Genomic DNA, 25,344 nt, shown 5'->3' with positions numbered 1-25,344 from the left:
TACTAGTTAACAGTGTTTATTCTTCGCTTTGCTGTAACTGCCACATTCGTGCGTATTCACCATTCGCTGCAAGCAGTTGATGGTGCTGACCTTGCTCAACAACCCGTCCTTGTTTCATAACAATAATTTTGTCTGCGTCAGTAATTGTTGATAAACGATGCGCAATGACTAAGCTGGTATGTCTTTGTGCAACTTCACGCATCGCGCTGAGAATGGCTTGTTCTGAATGCGAATCTAGCGCCGATGTTGCCTCATCAAATAATAAAATCGGTGAACCTTTTAAAATGGCTCTGGCAATTGCAATGCGTTGTTTTTCACCGCCTGATACTTTTAAACCGCGTTCACCAACAAGGGTTTTATCGCCTTTGTCTAGGCTGGCAATAAATCCATCTAAATGGGCAAGGCTTATGGCTTTATCAATTTCATCTTCGCTTGCCGTTGGATTTCCATAGGCGATGTTTTCGCGAATGCTGGTGTTAAATAGCACGGTATCCTGCGGTACGATGGCAATAGCTTGGCGCAAACTTTCAAGTGTTACTGTGTTGATTGCTTGCTCATCGATATAAATTTTACCCGCATCAACATCATAAAAGCGGTAGAGCAGGCGGCTTAGAGTGCTTTTACCTGCGCCACTGGCACCCACAATCGCCACTTTGCTGCCAGACGTAACCTCAAAGCTTAAGTTATTTAAAATTGGCCTTTGTTTGTCGTAACTAAACGACACATTTTCAAATCGAATAGCTGCTTTGGTTGCTTTTAATGGTTTTGCATCTTTGTCATCGCTAATGGCGGCTTTTCGATTTAACAGCCCCAGCATATTTTCAAGGTCAGTCAGCGCTCGGCGTATCTCACGATAAACAAAACCTAAAAAGTTAAGTGGTAAAAATAACTGGATCATATAAGCATTGATCATCACAAGCTCACCTATTGTCAGCTCTTTATTGACCACTGAGCTGGCACCTAGCCACATTAGCGCTGTAATAGCCGCGGCGATTATAAGTGCTTGCCCTGAATTAAGTGCCAGTAAAGATAAACGATTTTTAAGCCTCGCTTGCTCCCATTTAGCTAAAAAGCTGTCGTAGGTGTTTGCTTCATAGTGTTCATTGTTGAAGTACTTAACGGTTTCGTAATTTAGCAAGCTGTCGATAGCACGGGTATTAGAGTTATTATCAGCAGTATTTGCTTCACGAATGAATCGGTTTCGCCACTGCGTTACAATCACAGTAAAAGCAATGTAAATAGCGACCACGATTACGGTAACCAATGCAAACCACGGTGAAAATAAGGTCGCAAAAATAATGGCTACTGTGATTATTTCAAATAGGGTTGGCACGATGTTAAACATCAAAAAGCGCATTAAAAAACTGAGGCCATTTGTACCACGCTCTATATCGCGACTGATACCACCTGTTTGCCTATCAAGGTGAAAGGCAAGCTCTAAACTGTGCAAGTGCTTAAATACTTTTAAGCCGATATGGCGCATTGCGTGCTCTGTAACACGGCCAAATAATGCATCGCGTACTTCACCAAAAAACACACTGGCAAAGCGCAGTAATCCATAGGCGATCAGCAAGGCAATAGGAACGCTTAATAGCGGGTTGATACTCGCATCAACCGCGTCAATTATTTCTTTTAGTGCCCAAGGCATCAGCAATGTGGCGCCTTTTGCAGCAATAAGCGCTAAGACGGCTAAAATAACGCGGCCTTTAAAGGTCATTAAATAGGGCCAGAGTGTTTTGATGCTTTGTGATAGGTTCATTGCATCAGGCGATCTTGTCACCTGTTCTTTGCGGCTCATTCCACGCATGGGGGTCTCTTAAAATCAATTTGATAAAAATAGGCAAAAGCTTTCGTGTTTTAGGCAAGTGAACTTTGCAAATTTACCTCTATACTGAGTGAAGTATACACCAGTGCATTAGCAAATTAGTTAATTGCATGAGTTAAACACGAAGAAAATTAAGGAGTAAGCATGAAAACCGTCGGTTATGCAGCACATGATTCTGAAAAACCATTAGAGCCGTATCATTTTGAACGCCGTGCACTTCGTGATGAAGATGTATCAATTGAAATTCTGTATTGTGGCGTGTGCCATTCAGACTTACACACAGCAGAAAACGATTGGGGCTGGACTCAGTATCCTGTCGTACCAGGCCATGAAATTGTTGGCCGTGTCCTTGAAGTAGGCAGTGGCGTTACAAAATATAAAGTAGGCGATAATGTCGCTGTAGGTTGTATGGTTGATAGCTGTTTAAGCTGTGACCAGTGTCATCACGGTGAAGAGCAGTTTTGTCGCGAAGGGATGGTAGGAACCTACTCAGGACAAGACCGTATCAGTGGTGAACTCACTCAAGGTGGTTATTCAAAGCACATTGTGGTGCGTGAAGAGTTTGTATTGAGCGTGCCAAAAGGCTTAGACCTTGCTAAATGTGCACCAATTCTATGTGCGGGTATCACAACGTATTCGCCACTACGCACGTGGAATGTCGGCCCAGGTAGCCGTGTTGGTGTGATTGGGCTAGGTGGTTTAGGCCACATGGCGATTAAAATCGCAGCTGCAATGGGCGCACATGTTACGGCAATTAGCCGTAGTGATAAGAAAAAACAGCAGGTTTTATCTTATGGCGCAAAAGATTTATTGGTATCGAGTGATGAAGCAGCCATGCAAGCGCATGCTAATCAATTTGATGTGATCATTAATACCATTCCGGTAAAACACGACTTTACGCCGTATATTCCGCTTTTGGATATTGATGGTACGCAAGTATTGGTTGGTCAAGTAGGTGAGCTTGCTGAGTCTAACTCAGTGCCGTTATTAATGGGGCGTCGCCGTGTTGCTGGCTCATTAATTGGCGGTATAGCGCAAACCCAAGAGATCCTCGATTTCTGTGCGTTACATAATATTCTGCCAGAAGTCGAAATGATCAATATGGACCAAATTAATGACGCATTCGATAAATTAAAGCAAGGTGATATGGCCTCACGCTTTGTTATCGACATGTCATCATTAGAAGTTTCACTTGTTTAAAAAGTTAAACTAACTAAGCGGGTCTAGTTAGGCTCGCTTTATTTTAGTTACTTTTATTTAAGTAATACCTTGTGTTTTATTTTTTTACCCTCATTATAGCCCTGTTATCCGCTTAATTTATTGGTCAGTTCTTGTTACGGTTTTTCTCAGTCATTATCTTGCTATTTACTGTGTTCTTTAGTGCACAGAGCATGGCTATGCCTGACAATCACTCACACTATGCTGCGACTAAATTGTTCCAAGTCGAGCTGACTAAAACCCCAGTTATTTCTCAAACTCATACAGTTGAACACCCTAAACCGGTAGAACCATCGGGGTTTGATACCCTTGTGCCGCGTTTAACTGCCAGTAATTCATCATTGTTTCTTTATCATAGTCAGGTTGATCCTGATTACGAGCTATTGATTGAATTCTTTGCTGAAGATTGGGGAAAAGAGCACTTTTTAGCGCCGCCAGGTGCTGTGCGTGTGATCCCATGGTTTGCGTTAGCCACTCAACGTAAATCCCGCATTAGTGGCTGGAAAGACGCTAATCTCTTGTACAAAGCCAATACGATCTATCATAGCTAAACGACTTCCTTCGTTACTTTTTATTTTTTGGAATTAAATTTTTACCGGCTGACAATGCCGGAAGGAAGTCATGTATGTCACATAAATCTAAGCCGGCGCTATGGCGTCGTCTAAAAATGAGTTATGTCGCTATGATAGCGGCGTGTATTTTATTAGCGGTTAGCGCACTACCTAACCTTTACCCTAACAAATCTTGGTTGCACATTAGCTTGCCAGATCAAACTGTGACGCTGCAAAGTGTGACAACGTCACTAAATCAACATGGTTTTGAAGTGACTGAAGCCAATGATAGCCAAGCACAACTGGCTATTTTATTAGCTGAGCCGACTCAAAGTGCTAATGCGTTGAGCTTTATAAAAACGCAATACCCACAGCTAGAGGCTAAAATTGTTGAGCATGCGACAAGCCCACAATGGCTCCAGCAGCTGGGTCTTTCACCGATTAAATTAGGACTCGACTTAAATGGTGGCGTTTTATTTGTGCTTGATGTTGACCTAGATAAAGCAATGCAAGAGCACTTAAACAGTGTGTATCAACAAACTAAATTGACGCTTCGTAAAGACAAAATTCGTGGGATCCGGGCAAGTGAAGTAAAAGATGGGGTTGAGTTACAAATTTTACCAAGTGGTGAGGAGCAACTTGCAGGACTTGTCTCAACGTTACAAGGTCAATTCAAAGGCCTGATGCAAACTAAATCAACAACGAATAACCTAACCACGGTATTACTGCATTTTAATGAGCAAAGCCAAAACGAATTCAATAAACAAGTTATGGCGCAAAGCTTAACAACCCTGCGTGGTCGCATTGAAGAGCTTGGTATTACTGAAGCGGTAACGCAAAGACAAGGTAAGCAGCGCATTCGTATTGAGTTACCCGGTGTGCAGGACCCATCAGAAGCGAAACGTATTATTGGTGCAACTGCGACCCTTGATTTTTACCAGGTCGTCGAAGTCGGTGGTAAAGCGTTTAATGTACAAGGCGGTGGCGTTGTTAATTTAAATCCGATGGCGATTTTTTCAGGTGATCACATTAATAATGCCAGTGTTGGCAAAGATGAATGGGGCAAGCCTTTAGTTCAGCTTAGTTTAGATTCGCAAGGTGGCGATGCGATGTCTGCTTTTTCAAAGCACAACATAGGTAAACCAATGGCCACGGTGTATTCTGAATACTCGCGGGATGCGAATGGCGACGTTGTGAAAAAAAGCGAAGTGATCAATGTAGCAAACATTGCCCAGCATTTAAGTTCTCGTTTTAGCATTACTAATATGAAAAGCCCGCAAGCAGCTTACGATTTAGCGCTTTTACTACGCGCAGGGTCGCTCACAGCGCCAGTGACAATCGTTCAAGAACAAACCATAGGCCCAAGCTTAGGTAGTGAAAACATTGAACACGGTTTAGCAGCGTTAATGCTGGGTATCGGTATTACCCTTGCCTTTATGGCGCTTTGGTATCGTCGCTTAGGGCTGATTGCCAATATTGCTTTATTGCTTAATCTAACGGCTTTAGTTGGTTTAATGTCGTTATTACCGGGGGTTGTACTGACTTTACCGGGTATTGCAGGGCTTGTTCTGACGATAGGGATGGCAGTGGATACCAATGTGATTATCTTTGAGCGAATAAAAGAAGAGAAGCGCAAAGGTCGACCTACATATCAAGCGATTGAGCAAGGTTATAACCAAGCATTTACGACCATTTTTGATGCCAATGTGACTACGATGATCACGGCAATTATTTTATACGCCATTGGTTATGGGCCGGTGAAAGGCTTTGCAATCACGTTAGCGCTTGGGCTATTAACCAGTGTCTTTACTGGCGTTTATATTTCGAAAGCGCTTAGCCAAACACTCTACATTAAACTAACTAATTTAACGGGGGCTAAAGCATGAGTTGGTCAACATTAACTGCACCGAGTAAAGCGCGCGTTTTAGGATTACTGCTAAGTTGTGTTTTAGTCATCGCGAGCTTAAGTGTTTTATCTGTAAAAGGGCTAAACTTTGGCCTTGATTTTACAGGTGGCTACATCACGGAAATTAACACAACGTCAGTCACGACAATTGCTGATTTAAAGGCAAAGTTAAGCCCCGAGGTTGCGAGTAAATTAGCCATAAGTAAAGCGGGTGAATATCACTTTGTTTTAAGAGAAGCACCAGAGGCTAGCAAAGCGAGTACTTGGCAAGCAGAGCTGAATGAACAAGGCGTCGACTATAGCGTATTATCTAGCTCATTTTTAGGCTCACAAGTGGGTGATGAGCTTTTTGAACAGGGCTGTTTAGCTTTATTTGCAGCGCTGATTGCAATTATGGTTTATCTTGCCGTGCGCTTTGAATGGCGACTCGCAGTAGGTTCAGTGGTTGCACTGTTACATGATTTAATCTTAGTGCTTGGTTTGTTTTCCTTGCTAGGGCTTGAGTTTAATTTAACCGTGCTTGCGAGTTTACTGGCTATTATTGGTTATTCATTAAATGACTCAATTATTGTTGGCGACAGAGTCAGAGAGCTTTTACGTATTCAGCCAGACAATCAACGCATAAATACCCATGTTGTGATTAATGATGCAATTGGCTCTACGTTAACGCGTACATTGATCACCTCAGGCACAACACTTGCGACCATTGCCTGTATTTGGCTGCTTGCAGGGGCTGCATTAACGGGTTTTGCTATCGCGTTATTTGTGGGCATTGTGGTGGGGACATTCTCATCGATTTGTATCGCCGCGACCTTGCCGCAGTTATTGGGGTTAAGTTCAGAAAATTACACCCAAACACTGGATGATAAAACCAAAGCCTATATGGAGATGCCGTAAGTCAGTTTTATAACTTACTTTCATCAGCCGCTATTTTTCCATAGAATAGCGGCTTTTCTGTTTTAACTGCTTTGATATGAATAAAACACACGTAATTGAACATTTACGCTTTGCGCTTGAGGCACAACTGCAAAACGCTAAAGAAGCGGCAAAAGCGGCCCATGATGCAGCAACTCACGAAGAAAGTGTTGCTGAAACTCAATACGATACCTTGGGTTTAGAAGCCGCTTATTTAGCGCAAGGGCAAGCTGAGCGAGTTAATGAGTGCTACCGTGATATTCAGGCATTCAATACGGTGTTTAAAGAAAGCGAATTTAATAAGGTTCGTGAAGGTGCATTAGTGTGTCTTATCGATGAGCAAGATAACGCAAAGTGGTTCTTTATGGGTCCAAGTGCTGGTGGCTTAGTGGTCACCGTAAAAGAGCAACCGATTTATGTTGTAACCCGAGAAGCGCCGTTAGGTAAACAACTGATTGGCAAGCAAATTGATGATGAAGTAACACTGACTATTGCAGGAAATAAGCAGTTTTACAACATTACTGAAATACTCTGATCTAGAAAGTTTATTAATCAATAAATTTCATCTTAAGGTAAAAAATAACTCGTTGGTCACAAAGCTAAAAACCCTCTATAAATCACATCAAGCTTAATGCTTATACCAATACGCGCAATTACCAATTCTCGGGTATTGGTATTTCAAGCACCCATCTAGTTAAGTGAAGTTTAGCCTCATGCGTTCACTTAATTGGTTGGGTGTTTTCATTTTTTTCATAAGACTTAATTTAGGAAAAGTCGTGTTTAAAACCTTGATTGTGGTTGATAACAATGAGCAACGTATTGCTCAAAATTTCGAAAATGTCATTACCTTTGACACCTACTTACGTGATTACCCAAAACATAATGAGCCAAAAACGCGCATTTTAAACTTGTGTGATACAGGGCAGTATTTAAGTAAAGGTTATTATTGTTCTTTGCTTGCTGAAGCGAGAAAGCATCAGGTATTACCGAGTGTAAAAACAATTAATGCGCTCCGTAGCGATGAGCACAGCACGCGTCATAAAGAGCTCGCTGGTGGTACTGTCTTTTTTGGTCACACAGATCAAGAGCAGCAAAGTAAAGCAACCAAAGCATTATTCTCACAATATCCTGCGCCTATTTTGGTGTGTGATGAGCAAGGAGTTGTGAAGCAAGGCACGATTGCATCATTAGATGACACTGGCTTTACAGAGTTTGTAAAACAACTTAGTAGCTTTACCGAGTCTGTGTGGCGTATTCACGATAAAAAACGTCGTTACCGTTGGGATATGGCTATATTGGTTGATCACCAAGAAAAAGTGCCGCCAAGTGATAAAGATGCCATTGCTAAATTTATTAAAGCAGCCGCTAAACATGGTATTTATGCTCAAGCACTGACATTTGATGAAATTACCAATATTGCACAATTTGATGCGCTATTTATTCGTCAAACAACGGCCATCGACCATCCAACCTATCGTTTAGCGAGTAAAGCACAAAGCTTAGGGTTAGTGGTGATTGATGATGCAGAGTCAATACTGCGCTGTTGTAATAAAGTGTATTTGCACGATGCCTTTAATTATCAAAAAGTGCCGAGTTTAAAAACTCACGTTGTGGCTGATACACGTGAAGAGACAATTGAAAGTTTAGAAGCAAACTTTAGCTACCCACTGGTATTAAAAATGCCAGAAGGCTCTTTCTCAAAAGGCGTATTTAAAGTTGCTACTCGTGATGAGTTAGTTGCTAAGTTAACAGAACTGTTTGAGTTTAGTGCACTTGTGCTTGCACAAGAGTACATGTACACCGAATACGACTGGCGTGTCGGGGTGTTAAATGGCCGTGCAATTTATGCGTGTCGTTATTTAATGGCGCGTAATCACTGGCAAATTTACAACCATGATGCAAAACGCTTTTTCTCAGGTGGTTTTGAAACCTTGCCAACGTTTGAGCTACCTAAAGTGGTACTTGATGCAGCATTAAAAGCCTGTAAAACGGTGGGTAAAGGTTTGTATGGTGTTGATGTTAAAGAGCATCAAGGTAAAGCATACGTGTTAGAAGTGAATGACAACCCGAGTATCGACCATAAAGTCGAAGATGCCTATTTAGGTGATGAGCTTTATATGATCATTATGGATGAGTTTAAACAACGCCTAGAAGCACGAGGCCGCGGTTAATGAACGCATCTGTTTGTCAAATCCGCTTTGCCAATGCAACGGATTTGACGGCTCTTGTTGCCATTGAAGAGCAAAGCTTTAGCCAAGATAGATTAAGTAGCCGTAGTTTAAAACGCTGGATCAGCGCAAGCCACGGCTTATTGATGGTGGCTGAGGTAGATAATCAACTGGTTGGTTATGGTTTAGTGTGGTGCCACAAAGGGACGCGCCTTGCTCGGTTATATTCACTGGCGGTTTTGCAATCTCAGCAAGGTAAAGGTATTGCTTCAAAGTTACTACTTGCGCTTGAAAATGAAACGGCTAAACGGGGCCGTTTATACATGCGTTTAGAAGTTGCGGTAAACAACCAATCAGCAATTCGTTTATATGAAAAACTGGGTTACCAGGTGTTTGGTCATTATAGTGATTATTATGATGACCATAGTGATGCCCATCGAATGCAAAAAAACATTCGTCGTAATATCGAATTTAATGCCGATAAGCACACGCCTTGGTATCAGCAAACAACCGAGTTTACCTGTGGTCCTGCGGCGCTATTAATGGCAATGTCATCCTTGAATGATACCGCAATGAGCCAACTCAAAGAGCTGGATATATGGCGTGAAGCCACGACTATCTTCATGACTTCAGGGCATGGCGGTTGTCATCCTCTAGGGTTAGCACTTGCTGCAATGAAACGTGGTTTTAAAGCTGATGTAGTTTTAAATACCCGTGATACTTTGTTTATTGACGGGGTAAGAAGCGAAAAGAAAAAAGCCATTTTGCATACCGTACACAATCAGTTTGTGGCTGAAGCAATAGCTGCAAAACTGCCTGTGAGGTATCAAGAGTTAACCTTGGCCTCGATTGAAGATTGGCTTGCTGAGGGTAAAGCGGTGGTGTTATTGATCAGCACCTATCGGTTTGATGGTAAAAAGTCACCGCACTGGGTGTGTGTAACGCATATTGATGAGCATTGCTTGTACGTGCATGACCCGTTTTGTGAAAACGAAAAACAATTGGCGATTGATTGTCAGCATGTCCCAATAGCCAAAGCTGATTTTAACAAAATGGCGAGTTTTGGTTCATCAAGACTCAGCACTGCGATGGCCTTTTATTTATAATTTTAATTGTTAGTTTGATTTGGAAGTACAGTGACTCTGAGTAGTTTATTTGATATTGCCCCTTATTCTTGGTCAGCAATTGGTAGCGCCGCATTTTGCGGCGCAATTATTGGTATGGAGCGTCAGTTACGCGGTAAGCCTGTTGGTATTCGTACCTCCGCACTCATTGTGTTAGGTACCTACTTATTTCTTGCTACTGCATTTATGTTGCATGGCGATGTGATAGACCATTCACGTGTAGTGGGCCAAATTATCACCGGTATTGGCTTTTTAGGTGCCGGAGTAATGCTTGCAAAAGATGGCGCGGTAGTTGGTGTAACATCCGCTGCAACGATCTGGGTATTAGCATCAATTGGTGTTGTCATTGCCACCGACAACTTACTAGCTGCAATAAAACTATCTGTGCTAGTAGTAGGTATTTTATATGGTGTAGATGTACTTGAAGCTAAATTTAAGAGTTTAGGTCGCGGCGTGCATGCCCGTGTAAAACGCTATTCAAAGTTGTATTATCGAAAAGAAAAGTGAAGTTAGATAATAGATTAGAGTGAGTCATGGAGCCTTGTTACACGATAAAGCCTGCTAGTTTAGACGATTTGTTACTTGTTGATAGTCAAATTCCTGAGTTTGATGGCCGAAATACCCTTAGCAAATTACAAGCACAGTGTGCAGAGGTCGAGCACCTAGCTTTAGTTACCTATATCGATAATAAGCCTGTGGCCTACAAACTGGGTTATGCGTTAGATTCAAACATCTTTTATAGTTGGCTTGGCGCGGTTGCGCCAGAATGTAGAGGGCAGGGCATTGCGCAAGCTTTATTAAACGCGCAAGAAGCATGGGCTAAAGCCCACAGCTATCGAGCTATAAAAGTTAAGTCGATGAACAGTTTTCCTGCAATGCTGAGTCTGCTTATCAAAAATGACTATGCAATAGTGGGTTATGAAGACAGAGGCTGCCCACAGACTAGCAAAATTTTATTTACAAAAGACATTTAAACTAATTTACTTACTTCGGTAAACTAATCAAAAAGTGTGCGCCGTTGTTACTTTCTTGAACACAGATTTCACCTTGTAGTTGTTGAGTAACTATTTTCTTCGCAATGCTGAGGCCAAGCCCAATACCTGATTGGTTGTTTTTACCTTTATAAAATGGGGTGAAAATGGAGTTTTGTTCACTTATGCTGATACCGGTGCCATTATCGGTGTAGTGAACTTTTAATACCTCATCAAAATCATATATATCAATTTCTATAGCAGGGTTTTCGATGTTGTTGAACGCATGCTCAATTGAGTTTTGCTGCAAAATAAAAAGTACTTGTTTTAGCAAGTCTATTTCAACTTCGAATTGGCTGTGAGGGTTTTGATAATTAATATCTAATTTGATACCACGATGTTTTATTTGTTCTTCTAAGTGTTTGTACAGTGACTCCGAAAGCTGAGCTAACGTCATGATTGTTTTACTTGATTGTGACTTGGTATAAAGCAAATCTTGTAAAATACGTATCTTGTAAGCACATGAAGTTAAGTTTCTGTCTAAGAGTTCATTGGTATTTATTAATGTTTCTAATGTGCTTTGTAAGGCTTGTTGGCTAAGGCGTTTTTTCACAAGCCGTGTTTGTGTTTCTTTGACAGCAAGTTGAGTGACATCAACTGCGGTAATGCAGTTACCAAGTGGCGTGTTGAGCTCGTGGGCAATCCCTCTAATTAGAGTAGCCAGTTCTGCAAATTGTTGTTGTTCAAACGCTTGCTTTTGTTGGTATAACAATTTGAGTTGCGTTTCAAAGCTTTGCTTTATGGTTTCGAGTAGTTTTATGACAGGCTCTGTGTATTCATGGGGTTTGCTATCAAGGATACAAATAGTGCCAAATGGTGTGGTGTCTCCAGCACATATTGGTAAACCTAAATAAGAAATCATATTAAGTTTGATATCTGGGTTTTCTTTCCAGTCCTCATCAATAAGAGCGTTGGGGATATTCAGTAAGTTCTGGGTTTTTAATACATGCTCACAGTAAAGACCTGAATCTTCTAACTCTTCATTATCACCAATTTCATAGGGGTTTGCTTGATTATCGTTTTTAGAAAAAACACTAATAATATTATTTTCTACCTTCATTACTAAGGCGACGGGTACATCGGCAAACAAGGCTAAAACTTCGAGCGTTTTATTCCAACTTTGCACTAATTCATCATAATCAAGCTGATACATTTTTTCTTACTCAAACAAATACCAATACAACTAACTAAAAGCTTAGTAATAATTTTTAATTCAGCAACTTAAATATGATTTATCTGACTTAGACTTAGAACATTTCTCGCTATTTAGAGTTAGCCAAATAGTTTTCGTCTAACGACGGTACGGTATTCACTGGGTGTTTGTGAGAGTACTTTCTTAAATACCCGAGTTAAATGGCCTTGGTCGTTATAACCTACTTCTAGGGCAACTTCTTGAATTGATAAATTTGAAGACGCTAATAACTCTTTTGCGGTTTGTACTCTAAGCTGTTGCCAATACTCAACAGGGGTTTGGCTGGTGGCTTGACGAAAGCGGCGCGTAAAGGTGCGGTAGCTTAAACTAAATTGTGCTGCAATTTCTTGCAGAGTCAGTTCGGAGGTTAAATTGTTTTTTAGCCAAAATTGAATTTGTGCGATGAGTTCATCAGGGTGTTTATCGACGGCACCCTCAAGGTAGCGCTGATCTTCATAGGGCTTACGAATTTCATGGGAGAAATTACGCTCAACATGTTGCGCCGCTTCTCGTCCGTAATATTGACTAATAATATGCACAATAACATCGGCAAGGGCATTTAAACTCGCAACTGTATACATGCGCTCAGACTGTGTGATGAAAAAGTCAGGCTTAAGCTGCACTTTAGGGTAGTCACGTTTAAATTGCTCTGCGTAATGCCAGTGAGTGGTAGCAGGGTGGCCATCCAATAACCCTGCTTCGGCAACTAAACAATTACCTGTTCCAACACCAATGATATGGCTGCCTTGCTGCCAAGAATCACCAAGCCAATTCACCAAACTTTGCTGCTTGCTCACCACAGGACGCGGGTTTCGCCAAATCCCAGGCACAATAATTAAGTCACTAGCAGGCGCTGTGACGGTTTCGCAATCGGGCATAATTGCCAGCCCAGTACGATTAGGGATCGCTTTTAGACTGCTTGCCACTAAATTGATGTTGAGAGGTTTAAATTCGTTCTGCTGACGATGGCTTTTAGCAAAGGCCTCACCAGCTCTGAGCATTTCGATAGGCAAGGTTAAACTGGTTATTAGTAAATGGGGATAAACCAAAATACTAATTTCAATGGCTTTTACGTGTTGAAGTTTCGTCACTCAAATTGCTCCGACCAGTTGTTTTTGGCCTGTTGTGCAGGTTATTTGGCTATTTAAGCATAAAGTGTGTTAATTAATCCATTTAAACTTGGCTTAATTCTCATAACACGTTTTCTCAAGGTTTTTTATGACAGCATTACCCGTTATTGTCGGTATGGGTGGTATTAATGCCGCAGGCCGCACTTCTTTTCATCAAGGTTATCGTCGTATCGTGTTAGACAGCTTAGACGCTAAAGCCCGTCAGGAGACATTTTTAGGCTTAGCGACATTAATGAACTTAGTCACTCTTACTGAAGGTGTACTCAAAGATGCTGACGGCAATAGCATTGCTGAATCAGACATCGAAGCTAAGTTCGGTGAACAAATATTAGCTGGCACACTTATTCGTAAAATTGAAAAAAATCACTTCGATGTGGATGCAACGCCATGGCAGCAAAAAATGACGTTAACAGCGTCAGATGAACAGCAGATTGTTTTTGAAACGCGCCGCCGTGATTTACCAACCCCGGTACCAAGTGCTTGGCAGGTTGAAGAGTTAAGCGATAAAAAAGTGAAAGTCACAATTACTGCTGATCTTGCTATTAAACATGACAGTACCCGTGATAATCCAATTAAAGCGGCAGGTCAATTACCAACAGGTTTTGAACCTTCGGCTATGTATAACAGCCGTTATCAACCAAGAGGCCTGCAAGCGACTATTTTTGCCGCAACTGATGCAATTCGTTCGACAGGTCTGCCATGGCAGCAGGTAATGAACAGCGTTGAGCCTGATCAAATTGGCACTTATTCAGCTTCAGTTGCGGGTCAAGTTGATGATGAAGGCTTTGGTGGACTTATTCGTGCGCGTCAGCAGGGCGACCGTGTGAGCACAAAGCAACTTGCACTTGGCTTAAACACCATGTCGACTGACTTTATCAATGCCTATGTAACAGGTAATGTGGGTACAACCTTTACCACATCAGGGGCATGTGCCACGTTTTTATATAACCTGCGTGCAGCAGTAAACGATATTCAAGCGGGTCGTACTCGAGTGGCTATTGTGGCGTCTGTTGAGTGTGCAATTACACCTGAAATCGTTGAAGGCTTTGGCAATATGAGCGCACTTGCGAATGAAGAGGGTTTAAAGCGTCTTGATAATTCAGATGTAGTTGATCATCGCCGTACCAGCCGTCCATTTGGAGAAAACTGTGGTTTTACAATTGGTGAAGGTGCCCAGGTTGCTATTTTAATGGATGATGCATTGGCATTAGAGTTAGGTGCAGATGTGTTAGGCAGCGTTGCAGATGTGTTCGTTAATGCCGATGGTATTAAAAAATCAATTACAGCACCGGGCCCTGGTAACTACATTACGATGGCAAAATCTGTTGCACTAGCCAGCAGTATTGTTGGTCAAGAGGCGGTACAAAAGCGTAGCTTTATTTTGGCACACGGCTCAAGTACACCGCAAAACCGCGTAACAGAATCACTGATCTATCATAAAGTGGCAGAGACATTTGCAATTGATAATTGGAAGGTTGCTGCGCCTAAAGCGTATGTTGGCCATACCATTGCGCCTGCCAGTGGTGATCAATTGGCTATGGCATTAGGTGTATTTAGCCACAACATTATGCCGGGTATTACGACAATCGATAAAGTAGCAGATGATGTGTACAGCCAACATTTAGATATTCGTACAGAACATTATCAATGTGATGCAATGGACATTGCATTCATTAACTCCAAAGGGTTTGGCGGTAACAATGCTACAGCGACTGTGTTATCACCGGCAATTACATTGAAGATGCTCGCAAAGCGGCATGGTGATGAGGTTATGGCGCAATATCAAGACCGTCACACTCAGGTAGCCCAAGCGCAAGCTGACTACCAACATCAGGCTGATTTAGGTCATTATGAACTTATTTATCGCTTTGGTGATGGCTTAATTGACGAAAATGACATTGAAATTAGTGAAGATTCAATGACAATTCCAGGTTTTGATAAAAAAGTTTTATTATCAAAATCAAACCCTTATCAGGATATGTTTTAAGATCAAGGCATGTTTAAGCACATTCTTGATTGCAAGGCGCTTTTAAAGCGCCTTTTTTAGTGCTATAAATGTTCCTATCAAAGGGAATTGGAGCAATTACTCATGATTAAATTAACTAAACTCGCTGTACTTTGTTCACTTATCGCATTACCTACTCAGTCTTTAGCTCGAGATGTCAATGACTTAGGCGTTGATGTTCAAGCTGCTACCTCTGCCTATATCGTTAAAAATACAAACCCCCGTTATCCCGGTAGTTACAATGGCTCTCGCTTAGAAGGCTGGGCATTAATGTCTTATGTGGTTGATACGCAAGGTAAGGCAAAAGACATTGAAGTGATCATGGCATCTGATACTCGCGGTAGCGAAGAAAACGCAGAGAAATATTTAACAAACTTAGAGTTTGCCCCCGCGACAAAAGAAGGCAAAACAGTTGAAGGTGGTTACCTGTTTTCATTTGAAGTAGGTAAGTATTTTAACGGGTACTCTAATGATAAAGCGAGCCGTGGTTTTATTAATGAATACGATGAAATCAATAAAATGCTACAAGCGAAAGAGTTTAAAAAAGCTGAATTAGCATTGGCTGAGTTATATAAAGATCATACTAAAAACACCTCTGAGCAGGCATTATTTGCTTGGTTGAAAAGCCAATATTATTACCATCAACAACAATGGTTTGGCTTTGACGAACAGTTATCTGTTGCCTATTTACTGCGAGCAAAACTGCCAACTGATATACAGTATTTAGTCGCTAAAAGTGCTCTACAATGGTACAGCTTTAAGGGCGATTTTAACCTTGCTTACAATGCAATTTATGCATTGGATAATATTGAAGGAAAAGCGTTTTCAGAAGAAAACAAACTTGCCACCATCAAGCAAATTGATGACTTATTAGCCCGTACACCGCAGATTAACTCACAAATCAATGTTTCAAAAGATAAGCTGTCTTATTTATCTTTATCTCGCGGTTCAATCAAAATTGAAGGCGCGAGCGATGTCTCTAAATTGCAGATCCGCTGTGCTGATCAAGTCGTTGATCTTGAAGCAAGTGAGTCAGTTAACTACGTTATTGATGAGCAAAGCAGACGCTGCGGTTTATTAGTTAAATCTGCAAACCCAGCTGAGATTAAAGTTAAACAAACTGGTTATGCTATAGTTAACTCAAAATTTGACGCTAGTTAATTGCTTACTTTAAGCGTTTTACATACTTAAGCGTTACGAAATTAATCAGTGCCATTAGAAAGGCGATTTCGTAACGACTAAATGCCACAGCAATGCCGATGAGTCCCATGTTCCAAATACTGGCTGCTGTGGCTGTTCCATACGTTGAATTCTTATTCTTCAAAATGGCGCCACCGCCAATAAAACCAATACCCGTGATAATCCCTTCGAGCACTTTTGATTCGGCTTCAGAGCTTGTCAAAACAGACATGCCCACTAATGCATAACCACATGATGCAACGGCAACTAAAGGAAATGTTCGAAGACCTGCACCATTACTGGTTTTTTCTCGATCAAATGCCATAGGGAGGGCTAGTAAGTAGGCAATTCCTAAATGAATTAAGTTATCGAGTATTTCATGCCAATCGAGATTAAAGTCCATGTTTTGATCCTTGCTATCTAGATTGTGATTGCGTTGCAATTTCAATACCCGATCAACAAATTGAATAAAATGAGGAAACTAGGGACATGTAGCCGGGTTTAAAAAAGGAGGGCTTGGTATAATTTGCGATTTTTACGCAGTGCTATGTCATTTTTTCAGCCTTTTGGCTGTTTGAATTTCAGCCATGCTAACAGTATGCTAAACACGCTGACTAAATAGGCTTCACATTGAAACATTCCATCTCCTCTCTTGAAAAGACCGCGCTTGCACTGTGTATGTTTGGTGCACTGATAGCTGTTATTTTACCTAGTGTTATCACTGAGCAAGTACAGCCGTTTGTACAAATGATTTTAAAATGGACAGGGAGCAGTTTTTTCTTATTGGTGAATTTTTTATTGTTTGCCATCATTATTTTAGCCATTAGCCCACTCGGAAGTCGTAAAGTGGGGGGCGAGCAGGCTGTGGTCGAGTATTCTAATTTTGGCTGGTTTGCTATGTTGTTTGCAGCGGGAATGGGATCTGGCTTGGTTTTTTGGGGCGTAGCAGAGCCAGCATTACATTCTCTCGACCCTCCACTTAAACAAAGTTTATACCCAGACCGACTAGCCAGTAGTCTCGCTTTAACCTTGGTTAATTGGGGCGCCCATGCATGGGCACTTTATGCGGTGTTTGCGTTAGTGCTTGGTGGATTAACGCAATACAGTGGTAAGTCAGGTGATATTTGTGCACCTGTTTTAACTGCACTTGGTAATCAGATAGATAAGTCTGCAAAATTTACAGTGTCATTTGTTGTGAAATTAATTGCGGTAATCGCTATTTTTTTTGGTGTCGTCGGCACCATAGCAAACTCGACTTTACTGATCAGTAAAGCTGTAGAAATCGAGTTGGGGGTTACTTCAACATTATTAGTGGGTTCATTAATCGTTTGTTTGTTAGCCGTTATTTATTCGCTGTCGGTTAAATTTGGATTACGACGCGGGGTACAGTCACTGAGTATATTCAATGTGGTCTTGGCCTTTGCTTTACTAACCTGGTTATTAACTGTTGTGCCGATTGCGCCCATTATTAAAATTGCATTAGATGGAACTGGGTACTATTTACAGTTACTTGCGACCGGCACTTGGCAATTTGATAGCCAATTAAAAACGCCTGACTGGGCCACTCATTGGACATATAACTATTATTTTTGGTGGTTAGCGTGGGGGCCATTTGTTGGTGTGTTCCTGGCTAAAATTAGTCAGGGGCGCAAGGTTTGGCAATTTATTTTGGCGGTTGTGTGTATTCCAACTTTAGTCACTATTGTTTGGTTTTCGGCCTTTTCTGGCGCAGCAATTGAATGGGATAGACTCAATCAAGCGGGCATTTTAGTCGCAATAAAACAGGATTATAGCCAAGGCTTGTTTGTATTTTTTAATCAATTAGACTGGCAAGGAACCGTGTTTATTTGGGCAAGTTTGTTATTACTATTGATATTTGTTGCTACATCCGCTGACTCTGCAATTTTGGTCATAAGAGAGCTGGTTGGCTCTGAGCAAAATAACCGTGTGACACTCTACGCATGGTGTTTAGCATTATTCATATGCAGCTTTGCATTATTACTGTTACAAGATGAGCCGTTAAATCGTAGCGTCGCAATTTTAGGCGCTTTGCCTTTTTTATTAATATTCCTTTTACAATTAGTCGGATTTCTAAAAGAGTTTATTCGCGATATTTGTGATTAATCTACAGTTTTTTACAGTTAAATTACGCGTTTGTTATTATGCTTACAAAATAAGATTAAGTGTATTGGAGGACCGATGCTTAAATCTCTGTATCTTATACTTTCTGTCAGTTTGCTCAGTGGCTGTACTGCAATCGGCCTAGTTGCTGATGGTATTGGTGGGCGCGCTAGCCAAGCACAGCCTGCAAGTGCCTATGCAGATAAAAAAGATAACGACCGAGTCAACTATGGTATGACCATGACAATGTTAGGTTATGAAATCGACAAAGCGATTATTGAAGGCTTAGAGAATAGCAGCAAAGATAAGGATGTTGAGCTTAAATGTCGTCAAATTAGTCGCGCAGTAAAAGAATGTGTTGAGGTTAAAGCTGAGCCGAAAAAAAGGCCCACATTAATGGATAGTTTTAATGATGAGTAACAGTCTAAAACTTGTCACTTTCTTATTTAGTTACCAATTAGTTGGATGTACAGTGGCAGGGTCATTAGTCGATGGCTATGCAAAAAACTCACAACCAACAAATCTTGCAACCACAAATGCAAATCAAACTAACAGAACTGTAACCGATGCCGACGGCTTTTCATTTGCAAAGTTAGGCTTTGAAATTGATAGCGCTGTTATTGGTTTACTCAAACCAGAAGAACAACAACCACAGTTAGTTTGTAGGCAAATCACACGCAGTATTAAAGAGTGTGAGGAAGCTAAGCCCTCACACTAAAAATGAGATATTAATCACAGATATTTTTGATGAAACATTAGGTGTTCATCAATAAAGCTGCTGATAAAGAAGTAACTATGATCATAACCCGCGTGCATGTTAATTTCGGCTGGGTAATCTTTCTCGTTTACGACAGCAAATAAGTGCTCGGTTTTGAGTTGCTCAGCTAAGAAATTATCGGCCTCACCTTGATCAATACGCATGGGTAAATAATCTTCAGCGACGGCTTTTTTCATTAATTCACAGCTGTCGTATTCAAGCCAACTTGCTTTATCACTACCAAGGTAATTACTAAATGCTTTTTCACCCCAAGGGCAATTAATCGGGTTCACAATCGGGCTAAAAGCACTGGCGCTGACGTATTGTTTAGGATTTTTAAGTGCAATCATCAATGCGCCGTGACCACCCATAGAGTGACCCGCAATGGCTTTTTTAGACGTCACAGGGAAGTGTGCTTCGATAAGTGCAGGTAATTCAGAAACCACATAGTCGTACATGTTGTAATGCACATTGTAAGGCGCTTGAGTCGCATTGACATAAAAGCCAGCACCTTGACCAAAATCGTAGTTTTCATCGTCAGGCACATTTTCACCGCGCGGGCTAGTGTCTGGAGCGACAATCGCAATACCCAGTTCAGCCGCTTTTTTAAATGCCCCGGCTTTTTGCATAAAGTTTTCATCAGTACAGGTTAAACCTGACAACCAATACATGACGGGTACTTTATTGGTTTCGCTGGCACCAGGTGGTAAAAATATTGCAAAGCGCATAGCACAATGTGTGCAGCTAGCTTGGTGGGTATATTGTTTATGCCAGCCACCACTGACTTTTGTTGAGCTTATGTTTTCTAGCATAACCACATCCTTGAAACAAAGGCGCTAGGTTGATAGCTAGCGCCAAATTAAAAGATTAATAATGAATTACTGAGCGGATGCTCTTACCTTCGTGCATTAAGTCGAAAGCTTCATTGATATCTTCAAGTTTCATGGTGTGCGTAATGAAATCATTTAACGCAAACTCACCATTCATATAGCGCTCAACAATCTCTGGTAATTCAGAGCGACCTTTAACACCACCAAATGCACTACCGCGCCATACACGACCCGTAACTAGTTGGAATGGACGTGTTGAGATCTCTTGGCCTGCACCTGCAACACCAATGATTACCGATTCACCCCAACCTTTGTGACAACACTCAAGAGCAGAGCGCATTACATTAACGTTACCGATACATTCAAATGAGAAATCAACACCGCCATCAGTCATCTCAACGATAACTTCTTGAATTGGTTTGTCGAAGTCATTTGGATTGATTAAATCAGTTGCGCCTAATTTAGTAGCAAGATCAAATTTACTGGTGTTGATATCAACACCAATGATACGGCTTGCACCCGCCATTTTCGCACCGATAATCGCTGATAAACCGATACCGCCTAAGCCAAAAATAGCGACTGTATCGCCTTTTTGAACTTTTGCTGTTTTAGTAACAGCACCCATACCGGTTGTTACACCACAACCAAGTAAACAAATTTCTTCAAGCGGCGCTTCTTTACTTACTTTAGCAAGTGAAATCTCTGGTAATACAGTGTACTCAGAGAACGTAGAGCAACCCATGTAGTGATAAATTGGCTGGCCATCTTTATAGAAACGCGTTGTGCCATCTGGCATTAAACCTTTACCTTGCGTTTCACGTACCGCAGAGCATAAGTTTGTTTTACCCGATTTACACATCTTACACTCGCCACATTCAGCAGTGTAAAGAGGAATAACATGATCGCCTACTTCAACGTGCGTTACGCCTTCACCGATGGCTTCAACGATACCGCCACCTTCATGGCCAAGGATTGCTGGGAAAATACCTTCAGGGTCTTCACCAGATAAAGTAAATGCATCTGTGTGACAAACACCGGTAGCAACAATCTTTACAAGCACTTCGCCTTTTTTAGGCATCATTACATCCACTTCTTCAATTGATAGTGGTTGATTTGGACCCCAAGCGATAGCCGCTTTTGATTTAATAAAATCAGTCATAACGTTCCCTTATAGTTGTTGGAAGTAAGTATTAAACCTAGTCTATTTTATTTATTTCTCAATGAATGATAATCTCCGTTTTATTAAAACACTTTTACAGTATTGTAATAATGAATCGTTGGCACGGAATTGATGAGTTTTTAGCGGTAGCAGAGACGGGCAGTTTTACTAAAGCAAGTAAACTACTGGGTATGTCAGTGGCGCATGTAAGCCGGTATGTGAGTCAATTGGAAGAGCGATTAAACACGCAGCTGCTAACCCGAACGACGCGTAAAGTGGTGCTAACACAAGAGGGTCAAGTGTTTGCGCATCAAACAAAACAATTACAGCATGCTATGGATGATGCCACGGCACTACTTGCAGAGCAGCAACTGACACCTAAAGGCAGTATAAAATTAACGGCTCCTGTGATGTACGGTGAAAGCTATATCATGCCGGCAGTGCACTCGTTTATGCAAAAGCACCCAGATATTGAAGTGATCAGTCATTTAAGTAATGAGCAAGTTAATTTACTCGAAGAAGGGTATGACTTAGCAATTCGACTTGGCCACTTAAAAGATTCAACATTAAAAGCACGCCGTATTAGCCAGCGCAGACTCGTTATATGCTGTAGCCCTGAATATATTAATAATTTTGGTCAACCACACAGCGTCAGTGAATTACATCAACATCATTGCCTTATCGGTAATAACAGTTATTGGCGGGTAAAAGAGCAGGGCCAAGATAAGCACATTAAAGTGGCTGGTCGCTTAGCCTGTAATAGTGGTTGGGCATTGGTTGATGCTGCAATAAAAGGGTTAGGCATCGTGCAATTACCGGATTACTATGTAAATGAACACCTAGCCAATGGCCGTTTGACAGCCGTACTTTCGAATGTTGCACCTGAACCTGAAGGAGTATGGGGCGTGTACCCGCCAAGGCAATTTATAGCAACCAATGTAAAAGCATTGCTTGACCATTTGGTAGCTAGTGTTCAAGTATCAGATTTATAATTATTTTTTACAATTTCACGCATCCCATGCTGGCTAAATGTATGCTAACATGGGCGCATATTTAGCCCTTGGACTACCCACAACTTATTATGTTTCAACCTGTTAGCCTTTTTATAGGGCTGAGATATAGTCGCTCCTCAAAGGGTAATGCCTTTATCTCATTCATCTCATTTTTTTCTATTGCGGGCATTGCTATTGGCTTAATGGCCTTGTTTACAGTTAGTTCGGTAATGAATGGCTTTGAGAATAACCTTAAAACCAACATGCTCGGTTTAATGCCTCATATTGAAGTATCAGCTGAGGGTAATTCGAAAGAAACCATGTTGCAGTTAAAGCAGCAACTAGAAAATTCTCAAGATATCAAACAAGTTAACCTGTATCGTCATGGTGAAGCCATTTTACAAACTAACCAAGATTTGCATGGTGTGTTGTTACAAGGGCTCTATGATGAAGGAAGCTCCCTTTATAACGTAAAAGATAAAATTGTTGCCGGTAATTGGTCCTTGGTAATGGATAGCAATTACCACATTGCAATTAGCCGCTATTTGAGCCGCAAATTGGGTATTTCGCTTGGGGATAAAGTACGGGTGATCATGCCTAATGCCAGTTCGTACACCCCACTTGGTCGAGTACCGAGTCAGCGCTTGTTTACCGTTGCTGCACTGTATGAAACACAATCAGAAATTGATATGTCATTGGCATTTACCAGTGGCTATTCGTTAGGCCGGGTTTTAAAGCTACCAAAATCAGCTGCGCCAAATTTGAGTGTGTCGCTATATGAACCTTTTGCCGTTGAACAAGTATTGCACTCTCAGTTAGCTATATTAAATGATTACGCTGTTACTGATTGGCGAGCTAGCCAAGGGACACTATTTGCTGCTGTGGCAATGGAAAAGCGCATTATGTCGATGTTACTTGGCTTAATCGTGCTCGTTGCGGTGTTTAATATCGTGTCAGCATTAACCATGATGGTCAGTGAAAAACAAAGTGAAGTCGCTATTTTACAAACACTGGGTTTAACTCCGTTACAAGTACAGCATGTGTTTATGATCCAAGGCTTATACAACGGTCTAATTGGTACCAGCATTGGTGCGTTACTTGGCGTGCTATTAAGTAGCAACATTAATGAATTATTGAATATGTTAGGCATCAATTTATTAGCCGGTGTGAGTTTACCCGTTAAGTTTGATGTGATGAGTTTGAGTTTAATTGCCGCAGGGAGTATTGCAATGAGCTTTTTAGCTACCTTGTATCCTGCCAGAAAAGCTGCAAAAGTGAATCCAGCAGAGGTATTACGTTATGAGTGATTTAGTTATCAATTGTCAGCAGCTTAACAAAGTATATCAAGATGGTGATAACGAAGTTGCTGTTTTAAAAGGGGTTGATTTAGCGCTTCAACAAGGTGAGATGTTAGCCGTTGTTGGTAGCTCAGGCTCCGGTAAAAGTACCTTATTGCACATATTAGGCACCTTGGATAATGCAAGCTCAGGTAAAGTTGAAATTAAAGGTCAGCAAGTTGCTAAATTAAACCGTAAACAACAAGCCAGTTTCCGAAATGAAAATTTGGGCTTCATTTATCAATTTCATCATTTATTAATGGAATTTACTGCTATCGAAAATGTTGCAATGCCATTATTAATTAAAGGCTTAAACGCAAAAGCAGCAACCGAAAAAGCCCGTAACATGCTAGATAAAGTAGGGCTATCTCATCGTAGCGAACATAAACCATCGGCGTTGTCAGGTGGTGAGAGGCAGCGGGTTGCAATAGCACGTGCATTAGTAACCGAACCTGCTTTAGTGCTAGCCGATGAACCTACAGGTAACCTAGATAAACAAAACGCTATTAAGATTTACGATTTAATCAAAGAGCTAAATACCAGCTTAAAAACCAGCTTTGTTGTGGTAACCCATGATTTAGAGCTTGCAGATAAACTAGGCAAAATTGCCTATTTAGATGATGGTAAGCTTGCTATTAAAGAGTCTCAGCATGTTGCTTAGTGCCTTTATTTCAAAACGATTTCGTGCCCATAGTGGCCAAAAAGACGGACAAAACGGGTTTGTTAGCTTCATCGCTAAAGCATCGACAATCGGCATACTTTTGGGAGTCGCCGTGTTAATTGTTGCCCTTTCAGTGATCAATGGCTTTGAGCAGCAATTAGTACATCGACTTTTATCGGTAGTTCCGCAGGTTGAATATGTTGCCCCTAACAAACCAATCAATAACTGGCAGTCAAAAGTTGCTTTATTGCGCTCTCAAGCAGGTGTTACAGGTGCTGCGCCATTTATTAGTGTTAACGGCATGGCACAATATAAAAGCGAGCTAAAAGCGGTTGAAGTGCGTGGTGTTAGCCCCGAATTTGAAAACCAAGTGTCGGCATTAAACCAATTCACAGAAGGGCGTTTAGTTAGTCAGTTACAACAAGAAGATGTACTGTTAGGGCAGCAAATAGTCAACCGATTAGGTCTTAAGATTGGCGACCCAGTTACCTTATTAATTCCCCAGATAAACCAGCAAAGTAACACTTTACTGGCACCAAAGCGGGTGAGCTTGAATCTTGCGGGTATTATAAAAATGGGCGGCCCAATTGATGAAACGGCGGCTTTCATTCGCCTTGATAAAGCGCAAAGTGTGCTGAGTTTCGATGAAAACCAAGTAACCGGATTACGATTACAAGTAGAAGATGTATTTGCAGCCCATCAAACAGCGATGCGCGTGGGGCAAGTTATACCAGATTATGTCTATGTCTCGAGTTGGTTTAGAACGCAGGGTAGCTTATATCAAGATATTCAAATGGTTCGCACCATTGTGTATATCGTGGTGTTTTTAATAATTGCCGTAGCGAGTTTTAATATCGTTTCTTCATTAGTGATGGAAGTACGTGAAAAACAAGCAAATATTGCGATTTTAAAAACCATGGGCGCACAAGATAGCACCATTTTAGCAACCTTCGTAATGCAAGGTTTTACACAAGCTTTAATTGGTGTGATCTTAGGCACTATTATCGGCGTAATGCTTGCGTTAAACATCAGTGAACTATTCACTTGGGCAAGTAACTTATTTGGCGATAACCCGTTACAAGGTGTTTATTTTATAGAGTTTTTACCCAGTAAATTAGTTTGGCAAGATATCGTTATCACGGTGATTGTTACATTTGTTCTCGCTATTTTGGCAACCTTATATCCTGCGTGGCAAGCCACTAGGGTAGATCCGGCAAAAGTACTGGGTAATTAAGGAGAGTTT

24 protein-coding genes are annotated in these 25,344 nt (G+C 41.2%); 18 read left to right on the top strand and 6 right to left on the bottom strand.

The features are described 5' to 3' along the window. Positions 1–16: 16 nt before the first annotated feature. Positions 17–1,759, bottom strand: a complete 1,743-nt coding sequence (locus NH153_RS15950; protein ID WP_063706181.1) for an ABCB family ABC transporter ATP-binding protein/permease — start codon at positions 1,757–1,759, stop codon at positions 17–19. 210 nt (positions 1,760–1,969) lie between these two features. On the opposite strand from NH153_RS15950, the gene NH153_RS15945 reads away from it, so the two are divergent. From NH153_RS15945 to NH153_RS15905, 9 genes are all read left to right on the top strand, one after another. Next, positions 1,970–3,025 carry an NAD(P)-dependent alcohol dehydrogenase gene (locus NH153_RS15945; RefSeq protein WP_063705665.1) on the top strand — a complete coding sequence of 352 codons (1,056 nt, stop codon included), beginning with the start codon at positions 1,970–1,972 and terminating at the stop codon, positions 3,023–3,025. A 197-nt stretch (positions 3,026–3,222) separates the two neighbouring features. Next, complete coding sequence (locus tag NH153_RS15940; protein WP_156503650.1) at positions 3,223–3,594, top strand: hypothetical protein; 372 nt, start codon at positions 3,223–3,225, stop codon at positions 3,592–3,594. Positions 3,595–3,668: 74 nt separating this feature from the next. After that, positions 3,669–5,480, top strand: coding sequence for a protein translocase subunit SecD (gene secD / locus NH153_RS15935; RefSeq protein ID WP_063705660.1), 1,812 nt, complete (start codon positions 3,669–3,671; stop codon positions 5,478–5,480). Next, the gene (gene secF, locus NH153_RS15930) at positions 5,477–6,397 is read left to right on the top strand and encodes a protein translocase subunit SecF (RefSeq protein ID WP_063705657.1); all 921 of its coding nucleotides are present in this window, start codon (positions 5,477–5,479) and stop codon (positions 6,395–6,397) included. The genes secD and secF overlap by 4 nt, the downstream gene beginning before the upstream one ends. Positions 6,398–6,473: 76 nt before the next feature. Next, positions 6,474–6,950: a GreA/GreB family elongation factor gene (locus tag NH153_RS15925; RefSeq protein WP_063705654.1), complete on the top strand. Its 477-nt coding sequence runs from the start codon at positions 6,474–6,476 to the stop codon at positions 6,948–6,950. 241 nt (positions 6,951–7,191) lie between these two features. After that, entirely contained in the window at positions 7,192–8,586 is a 1,395-nt protein-coding gene (locus tag NH153_RS15920) for a RimK family ATP-grasp domain-containing protein (RefSeq protein ID WP_063705652.1), read from the top strand. Next, the gene (locus NH153_RS15915) at positions 8,586–9,689 is read left to right on the top strand and encodes a GNAT family N-acetyltransferase/peptidase C39 family protein (RefSeq protein ID WP_063705650.1); all 1,104 of its coding nucleotides are present in this window, start codon (positions 8,586–8,588) and stop codon (positions 9,687–9,689) included. Before NH153_RS15920 ends, NH153_RS15915 begins: the two co-directional genes overlap by 1 nt. Positions 9,690–9,719: 30 nt before the next feature. Continuing rightward, entirely contained in the window at positions 9,720–10,214 is a 495-nt protein-coding gene (locus NH153_RS15910; protein ID WP_063705648.1) for an MgtC/SapB family protein, read from the top strand. Between the two features lie 26 nt (positions 10,215–10,240). Next, positions 10,241–10,681 (top strand): GNAT family N-acetyltransferase, encoded by a 441-nt coding sequence (locus NH153_RS15905; RefSeq protein WP_063705645.1) that lies wholly within the window; start codon positions 10,241–10,243, stop codon positions 10,679–10,681. A 10-nt stretch (positions 10,682–10,691) separates the two neighbouring features. Here the strand turns inward: NH153_RS15905 and NH153_RS15900 are convergent, their stop codons facing one another. Together NH153_RS15900 and NH153_RS15895 are read right to left on the bottom strand one after the other, a co-directional pair. Beyond that, positions 10,692–11,891: a GAF domain-containing sensor histidine kinase gene (locus tag NH153_RS15900; RefSeq protein ID WP_063705643.1), complete on the bottom strand. Its 1,200-nt coding sequence runs from the start codon at positions 11,889–11,891 to the stop codon at positions 10,692–10,694. 119 nt (positions 11,892–12,010) lie between these two features. Further along, complete coding sequence (locus NH153_RS15895) at positions 12,011–13,021, bottom strand: GlxA family transcriptional regulator (protein WP_063705641.1); 1,011 nt, start codon at positions 13,019–13,021, stop codon at positions 12,011–12,013. Between the two features lie 127 nt (positions 13,022–13,148). Between NH153_RS15895 and NH153_RS15890 the strand changes: the two genes are divergently transcribed. Together NH153_RS15890 and NH153_RS15885 are read left to right on the top strand one after the other, a co-directional pair. After that, on the top strand, positions 13,149–15,047 hold the full coding sequence (locus NH153_RS15890) for a beta-ketoacyl synthase (protein WP_063705639.1): 1,899 nt from the start codon (positions 13,149–13,151) through the stop codon (positions 15,045–15,047). A 102-nt stretch (positions 15,048–15,149) separates the two neighbouring features. Next, positions 15,150–16,226, top strand: coding sequence for an energy transducer TonB (locus NH153_RS15885; protein WP_063705637.1), 1,077 nt, complete (start codon positions 15,150–15,152; stop codon positions 16,224–16,226). Positions 16,227–16,230: 4 nt separating this feature from the next. On the opposite strand, the gene NH153_RS15880 is transcribed toward NH153_RS15885, so the two are convergent. Beyond that, positions 16,231–16,647 (bottom strand): MgtC/SapB family protein, encoded by a 417-nt coding sequence (locus NH153_RS15880; protein ID WP_063705635.1) that lies wholly within the window; start codon positions 16,645–16,647, stop codon positions 16,231–16,233. A 227-nt stretch (positions 16,648–16,874) separates the two neighbouring features. On the opposite strand from NH153_RS15880, the gene NH153_RS15875 reads away from it, so the two are divergent. The 3 genes from NH153_RS15875 to NH153_RS15865 all read left to right on the top strand — a co-directional run bounded on the left by NH153_RS15875 (position 16,875) and on the right by NH153_RS15865 (position 19,083). Then, entirely contained in the window at positions 16,875–18,368 is a 1,494-nt protein-coding gene (locus NH153_RS15875) for a BCCT family transporter (RefSeq protein WP_240494381.1), read from the top strand. A gap of 75 nt (positions 18,369–18,443) precedes the next feature. Beyond that, positions 18,444–18,785 carry a hypothetical protein gene (locus tag NH153_RS15870; RefSeq protein WP_063705631.1) on the top strand — a complete coding sequence of 114 codons (342 nt, stop codon included), beginning with the start codon at positions 18,444–18,446 and terminating at the stop codon, positions 18,783–18,785. Then, positions 18,775–19,083, top strand: coding sequence for a hypothetical protein (locus NH153_RS15865; protein ID WP_082874087.1), 309 nt, complete (start codon positions 18,775–18,777; stop codon positions 19,081–19,083). Before NH153_RS15870 ends, NH153_RS15865 begins: the two co-directional genes overlap by 11 nt. A gap of 14 nt (positions 19,084–19,097) precedes the next feature. Here NH153_RS15865 and fghA read toward each other — a convergent pair whose 3' ends face one another. Then, positions 19,098–19,934 carry an S-formylglutathione hydrolase gene (fghA, locus tag NH153_RS15860; protein WP_063705628.1) on the bottom strand — a complete coding sequence of 279 codons (837 nt, stop codon included), beginning with the start codon at positions 19,932–19,934 and terminating at the stop codon, positions 19,098–19,100. Positions 19,935–19,989: 55 nt separating this feature from the next. Further along, entirely contained in the window at positions 19,990–21,111 is a 1,122-nt protein-coding gene (locus tag NH153_RS15855) for an S-(hydroxymethyl)glutathione dehydrogenase/class III alcohol dehydrogenase (RefSeq protein ID WP_063705626.1), read from the bottom strand. A 110-nt stretch (positions 21,112–21,221) separates the two neighbouring features. Here NH153_RS15855 and NH153_RS15850 point away from each other — a divergent pair, with 110 nt between their 5' ends. The 4 genes from NH153_RS15850 to NH153_RS15835 all read left to right on the top strand — a co-directional run bounded on the left by NH153_RS15850 (position 21,222) and on the right by NH153_RS15835 (position 25,335). Further along, positions 21,222–22,103: a LysR family transcriptional regulator gene (locus NH153_RS15850; protein WP_082874086.1), complete on the top strand. Its 882-nt coding sequence runs from the start codon at positions 21,222–21,224 to the stop codon at positions 22,101–22,103. Positions 22,104–22,192: 89 nt separating this feature from the next. After that, positions 22,193–23,410, top strand: a complete 1,218-nt coding sequence (locus NH153_RS15845; protein WP_063705621.1) for a lipoprotein-releasing ABC transporter permease subunit — start codon at positions 22,193–22,195, stop codon at positions 23,408–23,410. Then, on the top strand, positions 23,403–24,101 hold the full coding sequence (lolD, locus tag NH153_RS15840) for a lipoprotein-releasing ABC transporter ATP-binding protein LolD (RefSeq protein ID WP_063705619.1): 699 nt from the start codon (positions 23,403–23,405) through the stop codon (positions 24,099–24,101). The genes NH153_RS15845 and lolD overlap by 8 nt, the downstream gene beginning before the upstream one ends. Then, entirely contained in the window at positions 24,091–25,335 is a 1,245-nt protein-coding gene (locus NH153_RS15835) for a lipoprotein-releasing ABC transporter permease subunit (RefSeq protein ID WP_063705616.1), read from the top strand. Before lolD ends, NH153_RS15835 begins: the two co-directional genes overlap by 11 nt. Positions 25,336–25,344 lie beyond the last annotated feature (9 nt).

The organism is Pseudoalteromonas gelatinilytica, assembly GCF_001641615.1.
Classification (GTDB): Bacteria; Pseudomonadota; Gammaproteobacteria; order Enterobacterales; family Alteromonadaceae; genus Pseudoalteromonas; species Pseudoalteromonas gelatinilytica.
This window is presented reverse-complemented; position numbering and strand designations above follow the sequence as displayed.

What these genes read in the sequence shown, in the direction of transcription:
- NH153_RS15950 (WP_063706181.1), bottom strand. Translation starts at nt 1,759, where the DNA reads ATGAACCTATCACAAAGCATCAAAACACTCTGGCCCTATTTAATGACC.
- NH153_RS15945 (WP_063705665.1), top strand. Translation starts at nt 1,970, where the DNA reads ATGAAAACCGTCGGTTATGCAGCACATGATTCTGAAAAACCATTAGAG.
- NH153_RS15940 (WP_156503650.1), top strand. Translation starts at nt 3,223, where the DNA reads ATGCCTGACAATCACTCACACTATGCTGCGACTAAATTGTTCCAAGTC.
- secD (WP_063705660.1), top strand. Translation starts at nt 3,669, where the DNA reads ATGTCACATAAATCTAAGCCGGCGCTATGGCGTCGTCTAAAAATGAGT.
- secF (WP_063705657.1), top strand. Translation starts at nt 5,477, where the DNA reads ATGAGTTGGTCAACATTAACTGCACCGAGTAAAGCGCGCGTTTTAGGA.
- NH153_RS15925 (WP_063705654.1), top strand. Translation starts at nt 6,474, where the DNA reads ATGAATAAAACACACGTAATTGAACATTTACGCTTTGCGCTTGAGGCA.
- NH153_RS15915 (WP_063705650.1), top strand. Translation starts at nt 8,586, where the DNA reads ATGAACGCATCTGTTTGTCAAATCCGCTTTGCCAATGCAACGGATTTG.
- NH153_RS15905 (WP_063705645.1), top strand. Translation starts at nt 10,241, where the DNA reads ATGGAGCCTTGTTACACGATAAAGCCTGCTAGTTTAGACGATTTGTTA.
- NH153_RS15900 (WP_063705643.1), bottom strand. Translation starts at nt 11,891, where the DNA reads ATGTATCAGCTTGATTATGATGAATTAGTGCAAAGTTGGAATAAAACG.
- NH153_RS15890 (WP_063705639.1), top strand. Translation starts at nt 13,149, where the DNA reads ATGACAGCATTACCCGTTATTGTCGGTATGGGTGGTATTAATGCCGCA.
- NH153_RS15885 (WP_063705637.1), top strand. Translation starts at nt 15,150, where the DNA reads ATGATTAAATTAACTAAACTCGCTGTACTTTGTTCACTTATCGCATTA.
- NH153_RS15880 (WP_063705635.1), bottom strand. Translation starts at nt 16,647, where the DNA reads ATGGACTTTAATCTCGATTGGCATGAAATACTCGATAACTTAATTCAT.
- NH153_RS15870 (WP_063705631.1), top strand. Translation starts at nt 18,444, where the DNA reads ATGCTTAAATCTCTGTATCTTATACTTTCTGTCAGTTTGCTCAGTGGC.
- NH153_RS15865 (WP_082874087.1), top strand. Translation starts at nt 18,775, where the DNA reads ATGATGAGTAACAGTCTAAAACTTGTCACTTTCTTATTTAGTTACCAA.
- fghA (WP_063705628.1), bottom strand. Translation starts at nt 19,934, where the DNA reads ATGCTAGAAAACATAAGCTCAACAAAAGTCAGTGGTGGCTGGCATAAA.
- NH153_RS15855 (WP_063705626.1), bottom strand. Translation starts at nt 21,111, where the DNA reads ATGACTGATTTTATTAAATCAAAAGCGGCTATCGCTTGGGGTCCAAAT.
- NH153_RS15850 (WP_082874086.1), top strand. Translation starts at nt 21,222, where the DNA reads ATGAATCGTTGGCACGGAATTGATGAGTTTTTAGCGGTAGCAGAGACG.
- NH153_RS15845 (WP_063705621.1), top strand. Translation starts at nt 22,193, where the DNA reads ATGTTTCAACCTGTTAGCCTTTTTATAGGGCTGAGATATAGTCGCTCC.
- lolD (WP_063705619.1), top strand. Translation starts at nt 23,403, where the DNA reads ATGAGTGATTTAGTTATCAATTGTCAGCAGCTTAACAAAGTATATCAA.
- NH153_RS15835 (WP_063705616.1), top strand. Translation starts at nt 24,091, where the DNA reads ATGTTGCTTAGTGCCTTTATTTCAAAACGATTTCGTGCCCATAGTGGC.